At 43.3% G+C, this 17169-nt stretch carries 11 protein-coding genes; 7 read left to right on the forward strand and 4 right to left on the reverse strand.

Annotated features, from left to right (window positions below):
- The first annotated feature begins 170 nt into the window (after positions 1 to 170).
- On the forward strand, positions 171 to 581 hold the full coding sequence (locus tag WC615_RS08965; protein ID WP_372977769.1) for a hypothetical protein: 411 nt from the start codon (positions 171 to 173) through the stop codon (positions 579 to 581).
- A gap of 364 nt (positions 582 to 945) precedes the next feature.
- On the opposite strand, the gene WC615_RS08970 is transcribed toward WC615_RS08965, so the two are convergent.
- From WC615_RS08970 to kbl, 4 genes are read right to left on the reverse strand one after another with little or no spacing between them, the layout of a single operon-like run.
- A complete protein-coding gene (locus tag WC615_RS08970) occupies positions 946 to 1527 on the reverse strand; it encodes a TetR/AcrR family transcriptional regulator (protein WP_191175527.1) in 582 nt (193 codons plus the stop codon).
- Between the two features lie 3 nt (positions 1528 to 1530).
- Positions 1531 to 1944 (reverse strand): hypothetical protein, encoded by a 414-nt coding sequence (locus tag WC615_RS08975; protein WP_372977770.1) that lies wholly within the window; start codon positions 1942 to 1944, stop codon positions 1531 to 1533.
- Positions 1945 to 2979 carry a phenylalanine--tRNA ligase subunit alpha gene (gene pheS / locus WC615_RS08980; protein ID WP_191175529.1) on the reverse strand — a complete coding sequence of 345 codons (1035 nt, stop codon included), beginning with the start codon at positions 2977 to 2979 and terminating at the stop codon, positions 1945 to 1947. It lies immediately after the preceding gene.
- Positions 2980 to 3026: 47 nt separating this feature from the next.
- A complete protein-coding gene (gene kbl / locus WC615_RS08985) occupies positions 3027 to 4217 on the reverse strand; it encodes a glycine C-acetyltransferase (RefSeq protein ID WP_372977771.1) in 1191 nt (396 codons plus the stop codon).
- Between the two features lie 129 nt (positions 4218 to 4346).
- On the opposite strand from kbl, the gene WC615_RS08990 reads away from it, so the two are divergent.
- The 6 genes from WC615_RS08990 (at position 4347) to WC615_RS09015 (ending at position 17113) form a co-directional block, all read left to right on the forward strand.
- Positions 4347 to 6827, forward strand: a complete 2481-nt coding sequence (locus WC615_RS08990; RefSeq protein WP_372977772.1) for a DUF5686 family protein — start codon at positions 4347 to 4349, stop codon at positions 6825 to 6827.
- 126 nt (positions 6828 to 6953) lie between these two features.
- Positions 6954 to 7913, forward strand: coding sequence for a rhodanese-related sulfurtransferase (locus WC615_RS08995; protein ID WP_372977773.1), 960 nt, complete (start codon positions 6954 to 6956; stop codon positions 7911 to 7913).
- A gap of 110 nt (positions 7914 to 8023) precedes the next feature.
- Positions 8024 to 10873, forward strand: coding sequence for a triple tyrosine motif-containing protein (locus WC615_RS09000; RefSeq protein WP_372977774.1), 2850 nt, complete (start codon positions 8024 to 8026; stop codon positions 10871 to 10873).
- A 257-nt stretch (positions 10874 to 11130) separates the two neighbouring features.
- Entirely contained in the window at positions 11131 to 14178 is a 3048-nt protein-coding gene (locus WC615_RS09005) for a SusC/RagA family TonB-linked outer membrane protein (protein ID WP_372977775.1), read from the forward strand.
- A gap of 10 nt (positions 14179 to 14188) precedes the next feature.
- A complete protein-coding gene (locus tag WC615_RS09010; protein WP_372977776.1) occupies positions 14189 to 15664 on the forward strand; it encodes a RagB/SusD family nutrient uptake outer membrane protein in 1476 nt (491 codons plus the stop codon).
- 99 nt (positions 15665 to 15763) lie between these two features.
- Positions 15764 to 17113 (forward strand): glucoamylase family protein, encoded by a 1350-nt coding sequence (locus WC615_RS09015; RefSeq protein WP_372977777.1) that lies wholly within the window; start codon positions 15764 to 15766, stop codon positions 17111 to 17113.
- Positions 17114 to 17169 lie beyond the last annotated feature (56 nt).

Consider the following 17169-nt stretch of genomic DNA (forward strand, 5'->3'; position numbering starts at 1 on the left):
TGAGGAACGCTCCATCAAACTGCGGATGGAGGTTAGCTCGTCCTGTATTTCGTTTTCTTTCACTTAAAAGTACTTTGTTATTCAAAGTAAGTTATTAAAATTGGGAGTTGCAAATAATATTTTAGAAAAATATTTATTGACGCTGGAACAATCGCCTATCTTTAATCGACATGGATAAAAACGGTTTAGAAAGAGGTAAACAAATTTTTGAGCGAATTAAAAGCCAGGACAGACCAAACTGGGGGTTACAAATACTTTCGGCCTTTGATGAATATGTGGGTATTATACCGCAACCCATAGTGGGGCTTAATAGCATTATAAAAGATAGTAGTAGATGGAAAGAAGCGCATGAGCAATTTACTGAAATCAGAAGATTTTTACTCGCTAATAAAAAGTATAAGTACGAAGGATATCTACTGCTTGCCGAACTTGTTGCAAAAATAACATACAATGCATCCGGAGAATTGGCGCCATTTGATCATGATAGCGGTTGGCATATTCCAGCACTTGCTATAGAAACAGCATGCTATTTTAATAACCCAAGCCTTATAGAAAAAATTGAGGTGTTTATCCTAAGCTAATAGGGTATAGAACCCACTAATCCTGGTCTAAGTTTCCAACTTAGACCTAAAACAAGGCTACCGTGTAACCATAAGTTTAACCTCAATGACCTGTAGGGTCTACCGCTTTGTAGACATAATAATAATATGTGATTTGTGCCGCATCGCGGCTACCCATCTACCTGGCAGGTAAGTATATTGCGTTGTTCTACATCTGAAAAAGCTGATAAAGGGTAGACCCTAACGGGGCAAAAGCTGTTTTTTTCATTGGCTACAAAGCGGTAGACCCTACGGGTCATGAAAAATAAACCTCTCGAAAAGATGTGGGTACACGGTAGCCTGTTGGGAGGGATCGCGCGTGCCCTACGCTTTGATGATAGCTGATTTATACCAATATCGCCGCCTTAACCAAGTAAGGCAGGATCTCTTTTTGAAAAGAAACAAAGTTTTTGCGCACATCGCTATCACTTACAGAGGTAAACGCGAAGCTGAACACGATGCTTTTGCTGCATTTAATGAGGAAACGGATGCGCTGGTGGTAACCCTCGTGCTTGCGAATGCCGGGCAGTTGGGTAAATGATTGTACCAGCAGTTCTTCCAGCTCGTTAGAGAGGTTCTTTAAAAAATCCTGTGAGTTGGTGCTTTCGCGGATAAAATCCCAGCCGATAAATTCGTTGCAAACGGTGTACGAGAGGCGGCAGGTTTTCATGATGAGGCTGCTCAGGTGTGCTTCCTCGTCCATATCGGCTGTGTTGGTATTGATCAGTTCATCAACACTCACTTTGATATAGTCCATGAGCAAAACGTGCAAAACGGCTTCCTTACTATCAAAATACTTGTAGATGGTGGCCTTCGCAATTTTGGCGCGCTTGGCTATTTCGTTCACACTGGTTTTGTGGTAACCGAATTTGCGGAACAGATCCTGCGCTGCCCGCTTAATACTATCTTTAATTTTATCGGCTTCCATTCACTAATTTGAAACAAATATCTCAAATTGTGTCGTATTTACAATGTACGACCTGAGATATTTGGTAGCGGGGGCTTTAACGGGCCCACCATCTGAGAGTGAGAACTTTGAGCCGCTGCATGGGTCGGTGGCGGTAAAGCCATTGTCATCAACCGTAATAGCGCAAAGTTTCTCGGGCATATAACTACTACAGCGGTCGTAAGCCGCGTATGAGCCATCTACCTGGCGGTAAATAATGATACCGGCAACACCCGCACCATTTATATAAGCATAACCACCGGGCGCGCTAAGCGCGGTATAACGGGGGTCTGTTTTTACAATTTTTACGTTTACCGGCACGGCCGGCACTACGCTACCGCCTTTGCCGCAGCCTAAAAACAGCAGGCAAACAATAAGTAGTGCCGGTATATTCTTCATTTATATAATATCTGTTGTAAACTGTTTTAAGAAACGCACATCGTTCTCTGAGAATAAACGCAGATCGCGGATCACGTATTTTAAGTTGGTGATACGCTCGATACCCATACCGAATGCAAAACCGGTGTATTTCTTACTGTCGATACCGCAATTTTCCAATACGTTAGGGTCAACCATGCCACAGCCTAAAATTTCAACCCAACCGCTGTATTTGCACATGTTACAGCCCGCGCCTTTACAAATGGTGCATGATATATCCATTTCGGCAGATGGCTCGGTGAACGGGAAATACGACGGGCGGAAACGCACCCTGGTGCCCTCGCCGTAAAGCTCTTGCACAAAGTGATAAAGCGTTTGTTTCAGATCGGAGAATGATACATTCTCATCCACATATAAACCTTCTACCTGGTGGAAAAAGCAATGCGCGCGGGCAGAGATAGCCTCGTTACGGTAAACACGGCCGGGCATAATAGCGCGGAACGGTGGTTTACCGTTTTCCATCATGCGTACCTGTACCGATGAGGTGTGCGTACGCAAAGCGATATCATCTGTACCATCGCCCTTGCGGATAAAGAAGGTGTCCTGCATATCCCTTGCCGGGTGTTCCTGCGGGAAGTTCAGCGCCGAGAAGTTATGCCAGTCGTCCTCAATCTCCGGCCCTTCGGCCACCACGAAACCAAGGCGTTTAAATATATCGATGATCTCGTTACGCACCAATGATAATGGGTGGCGCGAACCAACCTCAAAGCCATCGCCGGGCAGGGTTAGGTCAAGGCCTAAGTCCTGGGTTTTTGGTCCGGAGTCTAAACTTTCTTTGATCTCGTTATACCTGCCTTCGGCAAACTGCTTAAACTGGTTCAGTACCTTACCAAAGGTGCGTTTCTCTTCGGGGCCAACGGTTTTAAATTCCTCGAACAGGTCTTTTATTAGTCCCTTGGTACCTAAAAATTTTATACGGAATGCTTCCAGTTCATCGGCCTTTGCAGCGGTAAACGCCTTTATCTCGGCAGTGTATTGATCTATTTTAGATTGCATTATAACTTATTCCTTCAAAAAAATGTAACTACAAATATACGGTGTAATTATTTAATCACGGCTAATGCCTTGCCTACCTTGGTAAACGCGGCTATGGCTTTATCCAAATGTTCCACATCGTGCCCGGCCGAGATCTGCACGCGGATACGTGCTTTACCCTGCGGCACTACCGGATAGTAAAAACCGATAACGTAAATGCCTTCCTCCAGCATTTTGGCGGCAAACTCCTGCGCCAGCTTGGCATCGTATAGCATAACGGGTACAATTGGGTGTACGCCCGGTTTTATATCAAAGCCTGCCGCAGTCATCTTCTCGCGGAAGTATTGGGTATTGCTTTCCAGTTTGTCGCGCAAGTCGGTGGTTTCGCTCAGCATATCCAGCACGGCTATAGACGCGCCTGTAATAGCCGGAGCCAGTGTATTACTGAACAGGTACGGGCGCGAGCGCTGGCGAAGCATGTCAATAATTTCTTTGCGGCCTGATGTAAACCCGCCCGATGCACCACCTAAGGCTTTACCCAGCGTACCGGTAATGATATCTATTTTACCCATTACGTTATGATGCTCGTGCGTACCGCGGCCGGTTTTGCCCATAAAGCCGCTGCAATGGCTTTCGTCTATCATTACCAAAGCGTTGTATTGCTCGGCAAGGGCGCAAATTTTATCAAGCTGGGCAATGGTACCATCCATAGAGAATGCACCATCGGTTACAATAATACGGTGGCGAAGATCCTGCGTGGCTTTCAGTTGCTCTTCCAGGTCGGCCATATCATCATGTTTGTAACGCTTGCGCTGTGCTTTACAAAGGCGCACACCGTCGATAATTGAGGCATGGTTTAACTCGTCGGAGATAATAGCATCCTGATCGTTAAACAAGGGCTCGAACACACCGCCGTTAGCATCAAATGCGGCTGCGTAAAGTATAGTATCTTCGGTGCCTAAAAATGCAGAGATCTTTTGCTCCAGTTTTTTATGGATATCCTGCGTACCGCAAATAAAACGTACGGATGAAAGGCCGTAGCCGTGTGTATCCATAGTGGCTTTGGCGGCAGCTATAACCTTTGGATGGGCAGAAAGGCCCAGGTAGTTATTGGCGCAAAAGTTTATCACTTCCTGGCCACCCTGTACCGTAATATCAGCGCCCTGTGGCGATGTGATGATTCTTTCTCTTTTATATAATCCGGCGCTTTCAATACCGGCAAGCTCCTGCTGTAAAACCGGCTGCAATGTTTTGTACATAATGTTGCGTATTAAGGCCTCAAAATTAAACAATAACAGGCAATTGAAGGTTATGCCGTACAATTAATATAAATAACACAGGTAAACAAACATTTTGTGCCTAAATACTATTTACCGTAAAACCTCTGTATGAGAAAATATTTACTTGCCATCTTCTTCATCCTTACGGCTTTAGGTGCCTCAGCACAGCAGTATAGCTTGTCAGGGCGTGTTGCCGGGCCAAAGAATGAGCCGGTATCATTTACATCGGTATATATCCGTAACTCTACCTACGGCACAACGGCTAATGAAGAGGGCCGTTACCGCTTGAAGTTAAGCCCCGGCACTTATAATGTTACCTACCGTTTCACCGGGTATAAAGAACAAACAGAAAGCGTTACTATTACCGACCATGACGAGGTACACGATGTGCAACTGGCCAGAGAGATCTTCAGATTTAGCCAGGTATCTGACAAGTGGAAGTACAACCTTGACCCCGGCGATACTATTATGCGCATGGTTATTGACAAGCGCCGCGCGCACCTCGAAGAGTTGAATGGCTATAGCTGCGCCGTATATGTAAAGGGGGTACAAAAGCTTTTAAGCTCGCCAAAATCGTTAACCAGCAAGGCGGTTACCCAGGCGCTTGACCTTGACTCGAACGGGCGGGGGATACTTTACCAATCGGAAATGCTATCAAACCTTAATTTTGAGCGGCCCGATAAGGTACGCGAGGTTACCATAGCATCAAAGCAAGCGGGTGTAAACACCGCTTTTGATTACAGCAAAGCATCAGACCTGCAGGTGAACTTTTACAACAATGTTTTTAAAATAAACGGATTGAGCACACGCGGTTATGTATCGCCGCTGGCGTCAAACGCATTTAACTTTTACAATTACAAACTTATTGGCAGCACTATACAAAACGGCCGTACGGTTGATAAAATTGAAGTGATCCCCAGGCGCGAGAACGGTCAATATTTCCAGGGGAATATTTACATAGTAGAAGGCGATTGGCGTTTGTACAGCGCCGACCTGATGCTTACCAATAAACGCAGCAGCCTTAACCTGGTTGATACCCTTAGGGTAAGCCAGCAGTATATCCCGATTACGGATAGCGTTTGGATGCCTGCGGCGGTGCAGCTAAACTTTAAAGGATCGGTGTTCGGGTTTAAATTTGGCGGCTATTACGAGGCTATCTACAATAACTATAAACTGAACCCAACCTTCCCGAAAGGTTTTTTTAACGGCGAAATACTGCGGATAGATACCGCGGCCAACATTAAAACGGCAAACTACTGGAACGCCAACCGCCCGCTGCTATTAACCCGGCAGGAGGCTCGTGATTATCAAAAGAAAGACAGCATAGCGGCATATAAAAAAACCGATATCTACCTGGATTCTATTCAGCATACCAAAAACAACATCAATTATTTTACTTACACTATATTTGGGTATAGCGCCAGTAACCGTGCCGAGACCGATTCGCTTTACATATTCCCCTTTCTGCAAACATTTTATTATAACACGGTTGAGGGCTTTGGGATAAATGCCAAGGTACGCTACTCGCATAAAATAGACGATCTGCATTCTTATAGCGTTACACCAGCTTTGCGCTATGGTTTTTCCAATAAGCTTTTTAGCGCCAACATGCTTGCGGAGTATTTCAACGACCCTTTTCATAACAGTAAGTTTTACGTCAACTTTGGCAGCGATGTGCTCGATCTGAATAACGTGGGTACGCGATCATTGTATTTTAATACGCTGAGTACCCTGCTTTATGAGAATAACTATGTAAAATATTACCGGTCGCAGTTTGGCGGGTTTGGTTACCAGCGCGAACTGGCCAACGGTGTTTTATGGATGGGCGGGCTTAATTACTCCAGCCGTACCCAAATGTATAATAACGCGTTCGGCCATTTATTCGATGTAAAAAACAAAGAGTACACATCTAACAACCCATTAGCACCGGCGGGTACACCTCCCGATGATCATTCGTTTCTGTTCCCGCAGCACCAGGCATTAACCTTTAATACTTCGGTAACCTTTACGTTCGATCAAAAATACATCACCAGGCCCACCGGCAAATTTAACCTGCCGTCAAAATATCCAACGCTAACCTTAAATTACCGTAAGGGTATAAACAAGGCGTTTGGCTCGGATGTTAATTATGATTTCGCATCGGCAGATATCTCGCAGTATAATATGCGGATCGGCTTGTCGGGTTTCTCGTCGTTTAAGCTAACCGCCGGCGATTTCTTTAATCATAACACCTTGTACTACATGGATTATTACCACTATTTAGGTAACCAGGGTACTACGTTCGATCCTACTTACATCGGTAGTTTTCACTTTTTGCCGTTTTATACCTACAGCACCAGCGGGGCATTCTTTGAAGCACATTTCCAGCATAATTTTGCCGGGTCTATATTAAGCAAGGTGCCATTGATCAGGAAGCTAAAACTGGAAGAGGTTATAGGCGCCAACTTTTTAAGCACCAAAGGCAACCCCAACTATAAGGAGTTTTATGTAGGCGTGCAGCGCCTTATTTTCCGGGTGGATTACGGAGTATCATATGCGGGTAATAACAAGTACATCCAGGGGTTCAGGATCTTTTATGGGTTAAGGTAAGTTAAAAGCAAAAAGCTGAAAGCAAAAAGCGTGAATTTCCCTTTTTGCTTTCAGCTTTTACCTTTCCGCTTAAATGCTTACTTTTGCACCTCATTTAACACCGTTTGCAGCGGTATCAATGTGGTTATGACAAAATACAACACACTACTTTACTATTGTTATTCAACAATAGCCGATGGCGAGCAATTTGCGGCCGATCATTTAAAATTTTGTAAATCGCTTGGGCTAACCGGGCGTATCATTGTTGCTGATGAGGGCTTAAACGGTACCGTATCCGGCACTGCCGAAGCATGTAAAACCTATATGGATACCTTACATGCCGACGAGCGTTTCGCGGGTATTGATTTTAAGGTTGACGAGGTGGCAGAGCCTTCATTTGTAAAGATGCACTGCCGCTACAAGTCGGAAATAGTGCACTCGGGCCTGCGCGATCCGAACATGATAAACCCGCAAAAACAAACCGGCAAACACCTGGATCCAAAAGATTTTTTGGCCATGAAAGACCGTGATGATGTGGTGATATTGGATGTACGTTCAAATTACGAACACTCTTTAGGCAAATTTAAAAACGCAGTTACGCTGGATATCGAGAACTTTCGCGATTTCCCCGCTATGATAAACCAACTTGCCCAATACAGGGATAAAAAAATACTCACCTATTGTACCGGGGGCATCAAATGCGAGAAAGCTTCGGCCCTGTTACTGCACGAGGGGTTTAGCGATGTTTACCAGCTGCACGGCGGTATCATTAAATATGGTAAAGAAGCAGGCGGCGAAGATTTTGAGGGTAAATGTTATGTGTTTGATAACCGCCTTTCGGTTGATGTAAACACGGTTAACCCGGTTGTTATCTCTAAATGTTTTAACTGCGGTACCACCACTCATAAAATGATCAATTGCGCCAACCCCGAATGTAATGAGCATTTTACCCAGTGCGATGAATGCGGTACCAAAATGGATGGCTGCTGCAGCGATGCCTGTAAAGAACACCCGCGCAAGCGTGTGTATGATGGCACTGGTTACTATGTAAAAGTACCGCAGCCGGTAAATACCGCAAAAAAAGGCAATATTCAGCTGGTTGATTAGTTAGATAAGCTATCACTGTAAATTCAAAGGCAAATTGTACTTTCGTATAATTACAGCTGTACCGTTATATATCTATGCGTAAACACTTTCTGTTTGCTTTTTTTATTTGCATGAACCTATTAGCCCATGCGGCCGATATTAAAAGCATAGGTGTACCCTACGTTCAAAACTATACCAAAGCGCAGTACCAGTCGGGCAACCAAAACTGGTCGGTAACGCGCGACGAGCATGGCATTATGTACTTTGGTAATGCCGAAGGCTTGCTATCATTTGATGGAAAATACTGGCAGTTAAACCGCATGCCCCATGGCCTTATTGTGCGTGCGGTTGCAGCCGATGGCATGGGGAAAGTATACGCTGGTGGTTTTGGCGAGTTTGGATATTGGCAAAACAATAAAAAGGGTTTTTTAACATACTACTCATTAATAAACTTTATCCCTAAAAAGTATCAGCCGGTAAAAGAAGAGATCTGGAAGATATATGTTGATAAAGACAAGGTTATATTCCAGGCATTTAGTTCTATCTATATCTATTCAAATGGTGAAATAACTGTAGTTAAGTCCCCAAAACCACTTTTGTTTTTATTTAAAACAGGAAGCCGCTATTTTGCAGAGCAGATTAATACCGGTTTGTTTGAACTTAAAAATAACAAACTTGTATATATAAAAGGCAGTAACATTTTAGGCAGCCGTGTACTGTCTGTACTGCCTTTTCAAAAAGGCAAATACCTTATTGGCACGGCAAAAAACGGTTTGTTTTTATATGATGGTGAAACTATAAAACCATGGCAAAACCAGGCTAATGATTTTCTAAAGAATTACCAGCTCAATAACGCCGTATTTATACATGACAAATATTTTGCCTTTGGCACCATATTAAATGGCATTGTAATTATTGACACTACTGGCAATGTTGTACAGCATCTAAACAAATCAAGTGGGTTGCAAAACAACACCGTTTTAAGTTTATATGTTGATACCGAGCAAAACCTTTGGGCCGGCCTTGATAACGGGATAGACCGTATCGAGGTAAACTCGCCCCTATACTTCTACTTTGATAAAACCGGGCGCTTTGGTACCGTTTACTCCAGCATCATATTTAATAACAAGATTTACCTGGGTACCAACCAGGGGCTTTTTTATAGCGAATGGCTGCCAGGCGGTAACAACCAGTTATTACAGGCATTCGATTTTAAACTTATTCCGGGCTCACAGGGGCAGGTTTGGGAACTATCGTTACAAGACGGCCGACTGCTTTGCAGCCATAACGATGGCACGTTTCAGGTAAATGGCAGCACCATAACTAAAATAACATCTCTGAGTGGGGGCTGGACGATTAAAAAATTTAACACCAGCCAACTTATACAGGGTACATATAATGGCCTTATAATTTATAGCAAGGATGCTCAAGGAAACTGGAAATTTGATCATAAGATAGAAGGATTTTCAGAACCATCCCGCTCTGTAGAGCAGGATAAGAAAGGGCAGATTTGGGTAAGCCATGCCTACAAGGGCATTTACAAGGTTACGCTTAGTGCCGATATGAAAAGGGCGGTATCTCAAAAATATTATGACAAGCTATCGGGCTTACCTGACAGTTATAATGTAGGCGTATTTAATCTTGATAATAATATCGTATTTTCATCTGATTCGGGTTTTTACGTTTATGACGACATAACCGACAGGTTTTATAAATATCAGCAGTTAAATAAAAAACTTCATACGTTCTCATCATCTAACAAGGTAATAGCCGCAATTGGAGGGAAATATTGGTTTATTAATCATGGGCGTGTTGCCCTTGCTAATTTATCAGTGCCGGGAAAGTTAACTATAGATTCGAACAGGTTTAGTATTCTTAATGGCCAAATGGTGCAAAACTACGAGAACATTAACCTTATTAATAACATTATATATTTAATTAGTATTGATGATGGCTTTGTAATATTAAACGATAAAGATGCTTTAAGCAAAACCATAATTAACCTGCCCGATGTGTTGATACGCAAGGTAGAAAACGTTACAGATAAAACAACATTATTAAGTAATACTAACAGCGATGATAATGAAGTAGCTATTCCGTATAACCAAAACAATATACGCATAGCTTATTCGCTTCCCTACTACAAACAGGCTAAAATAAAGTACCAATATTATTTAGAAGGCTACTCTAAACAATGGAGCGACTGGACTTTTCAAACGCAAAAAGAATTTACAAATCTAAACCAGGGCACCTATCATTTTAAAGTACGGGCAAAAATTAACGACGAGAATATAACTAAAGCAACCACCTTTACATTTGTAATATTACCGCCATGGTATGCAGGTAAAATAGCCCTTACTATATATGTATTGCTATTAGCATTTGCTATTTACAGTATCAGATACTATTATCGTTCAAAATTAAAAAGGCACCAGCAAGAGATACAGGAGAAGTTACAACGCGAGAAAGAAGAGTTTTTAAATCGCGAGGCAATTGCTAACGAGCAGCATATTGTAACCATCAAGAATGAGCAACTGCAGGCCGACCTGGCAAGCAAAAGCCGCGAGCTGGCAAATTCGGCCATGAACATTGTTTACAAAAACGAATTGCTGCAAAAAATAAGCGATGAAATAAACAACTTTAAAGACAGTACAGGCAAAAAGCTATCAGGAGATCAGCTTAAAAAAATACACAAGGTTATTGAAGAGGGCATGAGTGATGACCGCGACTGGAACGTTTTTGAAAACAGTTTTAACGAAGCACATGAGAACTTCTTCAAAAAATTAAAACAAGGCCACCCCGACCTGGTACCCAACGATTTAAAGCTGTGCGCCTACCTGCGCATGAACATGAGCAGTAAGGAAATGGCATCTTTATTAAACATCTCATTACGTGGTGTAGAAATACGCCGTTACAGGCTGCGAAAAAAGCTTAACCTGGAGCATGATAAGAACCTGGTAGAGTTTCTCATTGAGTTATAACACTACATCATTACCTCTCACACCTCTTTTATGCATGTGTTATGCATGCATAGTATTTGTAGTATACAACACCATCAAAGTTAATATTTAAAACATTGTAATGCAGTTTATTATATTTTCTTCTTAAAATATTTGAGAAAGTATTTTTGGGTTGATGTATTAATGTAGAGTTACATTATTTGCTTAAATTACATTATCTGCTCAACTTCGACCTTACAAAAACCAATTAACCCAGTACTTAAAATTTATTAACCACTATGAAGAGAATTTATACAATCTCGGGGTTACTGCTATTGTTTACTTTTTTCACAACTGCTGCATTTGCGCAAAACATTACCGTTAAAGGTAAAGTTACCGACGGCGCCAATGGAGATGCGCTTATAGGCGTAACAGTTGCTGTAAAAGGTACAACAACCGGTACCCAAACCGACGCTAACGGCGCTTACTCATTAAGCGTACCAACCAATTCAACAATACAGGTATCTTATATAGGGTATACCACACAGGATATAGCGGTGGGTGGCCGCACTGTTATTGATATTAAACTGCAGGGCACCAATAACCAACTACAGCAGGTAGTAGTTATAGGTTACGGTACACAACGTAAAGTTGATAATACCGGTTCGGTAGCATCAGTTAAAGCAGCCGACATTAATAACCAGGCATCTACCAACCCGGTAGCAGCGCTACAAGGTAAAGTTTCGGGCGTTACCGTTATAAATAATGGCACACCGGGCTCTTCACCACAAATAACTATTCGCGGTTTAGGTACCGTATACGGTAATGTTAGCCCGCTATATGTAGTAGATGGTGTATGGTACAGCGATATCTCTTTCCTGAACAATAATGATATCGACAACATCACCATTTTAAAAGACGCATCAAGCACCGCTATATATGGTGTAAGGGCTGCAAATGGTGTGGTATTAATTAGCACCAAACGTGGTGCTAAAAACAGTAAGCCTACTATCAATTACAATGGCTATGTGGGCTTCCAGGCAATTACCAATCAGGTAAAAATGGCTAATGCATCAGAGTATGCTACAGCAATTAACGAATTGGTGGATTATGGCAATCAATTAAACCCTGATGATCCTGCTAACCCTCCTACATTTGCCAACCCTGCAAGTTTGGGTAACGGTACCGATTGGTACAAACAAATATTAAGAAAAGCCTTTGTTACCAGCCACCAGGTATCGGTAACCGGCGGTACTAAAGCGATTACCTACAACTACTCATTTGGGTATCTTGATCAGGATGGCCTTGTGAAAACCAATAACTATAAACGTTATACCCTTCACCTTGCTAACGAATTTAGTCCCTTTAGCTTCTTAAAAATAGGTTACAACGCAAATGGCGTTATCAACAAATCTAAAGATGCACCTGATGGTATCTTCCACCAGATATTTGCGGCAGCGCCTACCTTACCTGTACGCAACGCCGATGGTTCATACGGCGACCCTGCTAAATTTGGAGCAAGTAGCGGCAATAACTTTAACCCGCAGGCAACGCTTGATTTTTACAACCAGGTTACTAAAAACGACCGGGTAACGGGTGATGTACACGCCGAGTTCTCGATCTTAAAAAACCTTAAGTTCAGAACAAGCCTGGGCGGTGATTTTGGGACACAGGAAGTTAGAAACTTCACGCCTTTATATACAGCTACTCCAGCCCAGTCTACCACTACATCTAATTTGAACATTAACCAAATAAAAACTAAAAACTGGATCTGGGAAAACACCCTTACTTATGATTATCAGGTAAAAGACCACCGGTTTACAGCTTTGTTAGGATATAGCGCTCAAAATAACCGTACAACACAATTAAATGCACGTGCAGATGGAGTACCGTACAATGGATCAGGCGATTTGTATACATCGTTCCCGGCTGATGCGGCGGTAACCCGTATTGCTACAGCGGGAGATCAGTTACATAACCGTACATTATCACAATTTGCAAGGATAAACTATTCATTTCAGAACAAGTATCTGATCAACGCATCTCTGCGTCGTGATGGGGCTTCACAATTCTTCCCTAACCCTTACGGCTGGTTCCCTTCAGTTGGTGCAGGCTGGGTTATAACTAACGAATCGTTTATGAAAGATCAGCATATTTTTGATGTGTTGAAACTTCGCGGAAGCTGGGGTAAAGTAGGTAACTCTGTTGTGCCTATTAACCCATCAGTACAAACTGTAGCCAACGATCCGTATTTAACAGCCATATTTGGTAATGCCCAAATAGCAAATCCTGGTTCAAGCATCAATACATTTGTACCGCCGCTTATCCGTTGGGAAAAAGGCGTTTCATCTGATTTCGGGCTTGAAATGGCGTTCCTTAACAACCGCCTTTCTTTTGAGGCAGATTACTATAACAGGGAAACCCAGGATGCCATATTTGCAATACCCGTGTTAGGTTCAATTGGATCTGCCAGCGGTAACCTTATTGGTAACCAGGCCACCATCAGGAACAGAGGTATCGAGTTCTTATTAAGCTGGAAAGACAGCCCAAGTGAAAGCTTCTCTTACTCATTAAGCGGTAATATTGGCTTCAACAACAATAAGGTGCTTAGTGTAATAAGTGGTAACACACCAATATACCAGGGTGGTAACGGCATATCTAACGGCGCTTTGGCTACCCGTACAATTGTTGGCGACCCTATCGGCGCGTTTTATGGCTACAAGGTTGCAGGTATATTCCAAACTACACAAGAGATCGCCGCATCAAAACAACCTACTGCCATCCCCGGAGATTTTATTTACGAGGATATAAATAAAGATGGTGCACTAGATACCAGGGACCGCACAGTATTAGGTAACCCTAATCCTAAAATAAGCTACGGTTTTAACTCAACATTTAACTACAAGAGTTTTGACCTGACCTTAGATTTTCAGGGTGTGGCAGATGTAAGCGTATATAATGCAAACATTGCATACCGTTTTGGCAACGAAAACTTTACCCAGGACTTTTATAACAATCGCTGGCATGGTGCAGGTACATCAAATACCTACCCGTCTACAAATGTGGGTTCAAATGCAAACTCAGCGCCAAACTCTTTCTATGTTGAAAGCGGTGCTTATTTCAGGGTAAGGAACGCGCAATTGGGTTATACCTTACCGGGTAATACATTTAAAAAACTTGGCGTACAAAAAATAAGGTTCTATGCTAACGCGCAAAACGCCATTAACATTTTTGGGTATAAAGGTTTCACACCTGAAATTGGCGGGACTGTGGGTAATATGGGTATAGATGCAAGCGTTTACCCGCTGTTTGCTACCTATAACTTCGGTGTTAACGTTACATTTTAATTAAATCATCATGACTATTAATAAAAATATATTACACAAAGCGCTTATTGCAGGGCTTTGTGTATCCCTAACCTTTCAAAGCTGTAAAAAAAGCTTTTTAAATGTAGACCCTGCTGGTAATGTTGCCGCAACACAGTTTTGGAAAACCGAGGCTGATGCTACCCAGGCAGTAAACGCCATGTACGCCAACCTACACGAGTGGAGTAACATTGCCTTTGCACCTATCGCAGTTGAAAGCATGGGATCTGACGATGTAAACAAAGGCAGTACTGCGGCTGACGCGTCGTACATGACTAACTTCCGTAATTTTAGCGTAAACTCTGGCGAAGGACAGGTTGAAAGTTTTTGGGATGGCGAGTATCAAACCATCAACTTTGCCAACCAAATTCTGGATAATGTTCCGAATATAGACATGACCGCTAGCTTAAAGACAAGGTACCTGGCCGAAGCTAAATTTATAAGGGCATATGCTTATTTCAGATTAGTAAGGGCCTTTGGTGATATACCGCTTCGCTTACATGTACCTAAACAGTCTGAATTTAACATTCCGCGTACACCTAAAGCGCAGGTTTGGGCAGCTATAGAAACTGATCTTACAGATGCCGCCGGAGTGTTACCTACATCTTATGATGCTACTAACGTTGGCCGTATTACAAAGGGCGCTGCATTGGCTTTACATGCTAAAGTAGCCCTGTATCAAAAAAAGTGGGCGGATGTAGTAGATTACACCAACCAGGTGATGGGCCTTGGGTATAGTTTATTCCCAGATTACGAGCAACAATTCAGGACCACGCATGAGAATAATTCAGAATCTATCTTTGAAATTCAATGTGCGATAGTACCAAATAACCCGGATGCATCAAATTCACAATACTCGCAGGTACAGGGTGTTGATGGAGTAACCGGCGGTGGCTGGGGTTTTAACGTTCCGAGTGCAGATTTAGCAGCAGCCTACGAACCGGGCGATACCCGCCGTGATGGAACTATTTTGTTTAGAGGCGAAACTACCCCTGAGGGTGATGTAATCCCAACTGGTGGTAACAGCCCTATGTATAACCAAAAATCGTATGTGCCATTTAGCTTATTTGTATCAGGCTATAACGAAGGCGCCCAGCAAAATATAAGGGTAATACGTTACGCAGATGTTTTGTTAATGAATGCCGAAGCCAACAACGAGTTAGGAAACCCTGGAGCGGCTTTACCATCTTTAGAATTGGTAAGGGCACGTGCAAGGGGCGGTAACCCGGCTGTATTGCCAGCAGTTACAACAACAGACCAGGTTGAATTGCGTGCAGCCATATACAGGGAAAGAAGGGTTGAATTAGCCCTTGAGTTCGATCGCTACTTTGACGTTATACGCCAGGGCCGTGGTAAAGCAGTATTTGGTGTAAGGGGATGGAAAGAAGGCAAAAACGAGGTTTGGCCTATCCCGCAAAATGAGATTGACCTGAGCGGTGGTGTTTTAACACAAAACCCGGGTTATTAATTAAGAAGGTAATACATTTGATTGAGCAAGGGTTGTGCTGGGAGATCCAGGCAACCCTTTTTTTATCTGATAGCACTGTTACTATACAACAACTGATCCATGAAAAAAATATTACTCTGTGCCATTATGTCAATAGCATCTGCTTATTGCATGGCGCAAAAACCGGCTAAAGCCGATGATGGCATAAAACCGGTAGGCATTATCAAGAACCTAAGCGACAGCGCCCTTTTGGATGTGGTGCAGCGCCAAACATTCCGTTATTTTTGGGATTTTGGGCACCCGGTTAGCGGCCTTGCCCGCGAGCGCAGCAATAAATCATTTGATTATGGTGATGAAGTGGTAACCACAGGCGGCTCGGGCTTTGGCATTATGGCCATGATAGCAGCCGATCACCGTAAATTCATAACGCATGAGCAATCTGTGGACAGGATGGTTAAGATCGTTGATTTCTTGTTTAAGGCTGATGCTTACCACGGTGTTTTCCCGCACTGGCTAAACGGCGAAACGGGCAAAACCATCCGCTTTGGCCGCAAGGATGATGGCGGCGACCTGGTGGAGACGGCATACCTGCTACAAGGCCTTATCTGCGCAAAACAATACTATACCGCCGATACACCAAAAGAACGCCGCATACGCGATGTAATCAGCTGGATATGGGGCGAGGTAGAGTGGAGCTGGTACACCCGCGATGGCCGCGACAACCTGTACTGGCATTGGAGCCCAAATAACGGCTGGGCCATGAATTTCCCTATCAGAGGATTTAACGAGTGCCTGATCACCTACATCCTTGCCGCATCTGCCGACCGCTACCCGGTTAGTGCCGATGTGTACCATCGGGGCTGGGCACAAAGCGACTTTTTTAAAAATGGCCATACTTACTATGGCTATAAGTTACCGTTGGGTTTCCCGTATGGTGGCCCGCTGTTCTTCTCGCAATATTCATTCCTGGGCTTAAATCCTAAGGGGCTAAAAGACCGCTATGCCGATTATTGGGAACAAAACCTTAACCATACCCTAATTAACCATGCTTATTGTATTGATAACCCTAAAAAGTTTAAAGGTTACGGCGAAAACTCATGGGGCTTAACCGCCAGCGATAACTACGAAGGCTACAACGCCCATTCGCCGGATAATGACCTGGGTGTTATTACGCCAACCGCCGCTTTATCAGCGTTCCCGTATACTCCTGAGTATTCTATGAAAGCGCTGCGCCACTTTTATTACGATCTGGGCGATAAGATATGGGGCGAATATGGTTTTACTGATGCCTTTAGCGAATCGCACGACTGGTACGCTAAATCATACCTGGCTATTGACCAGGGGCCAATTGTGGTAATGATAGAGAACTACAGGAGCGGCCTGCTTTGGAAATTGTTTATGAGCGCGCCCGAAGTACAGAACGGGTTAAAAAAGCTTGATTTTCAGAGCCCTGCTATCGTGAAGAAATAGACTGAAGTGTTGGGATTTGATGTAACGATTCTACCGATCCCGGAAAATAAATTTAA

It is taken from the genome of Mucilaginibacter sp. (assembly GCF_041663085.1).
In the GTDB taxonomy this organism is placed as follows: Bacteria; Bacteroidota; Bacteroidia; order Sphingobacteriales; family Sphingobacteriaceae; genus Mucilaginibacter.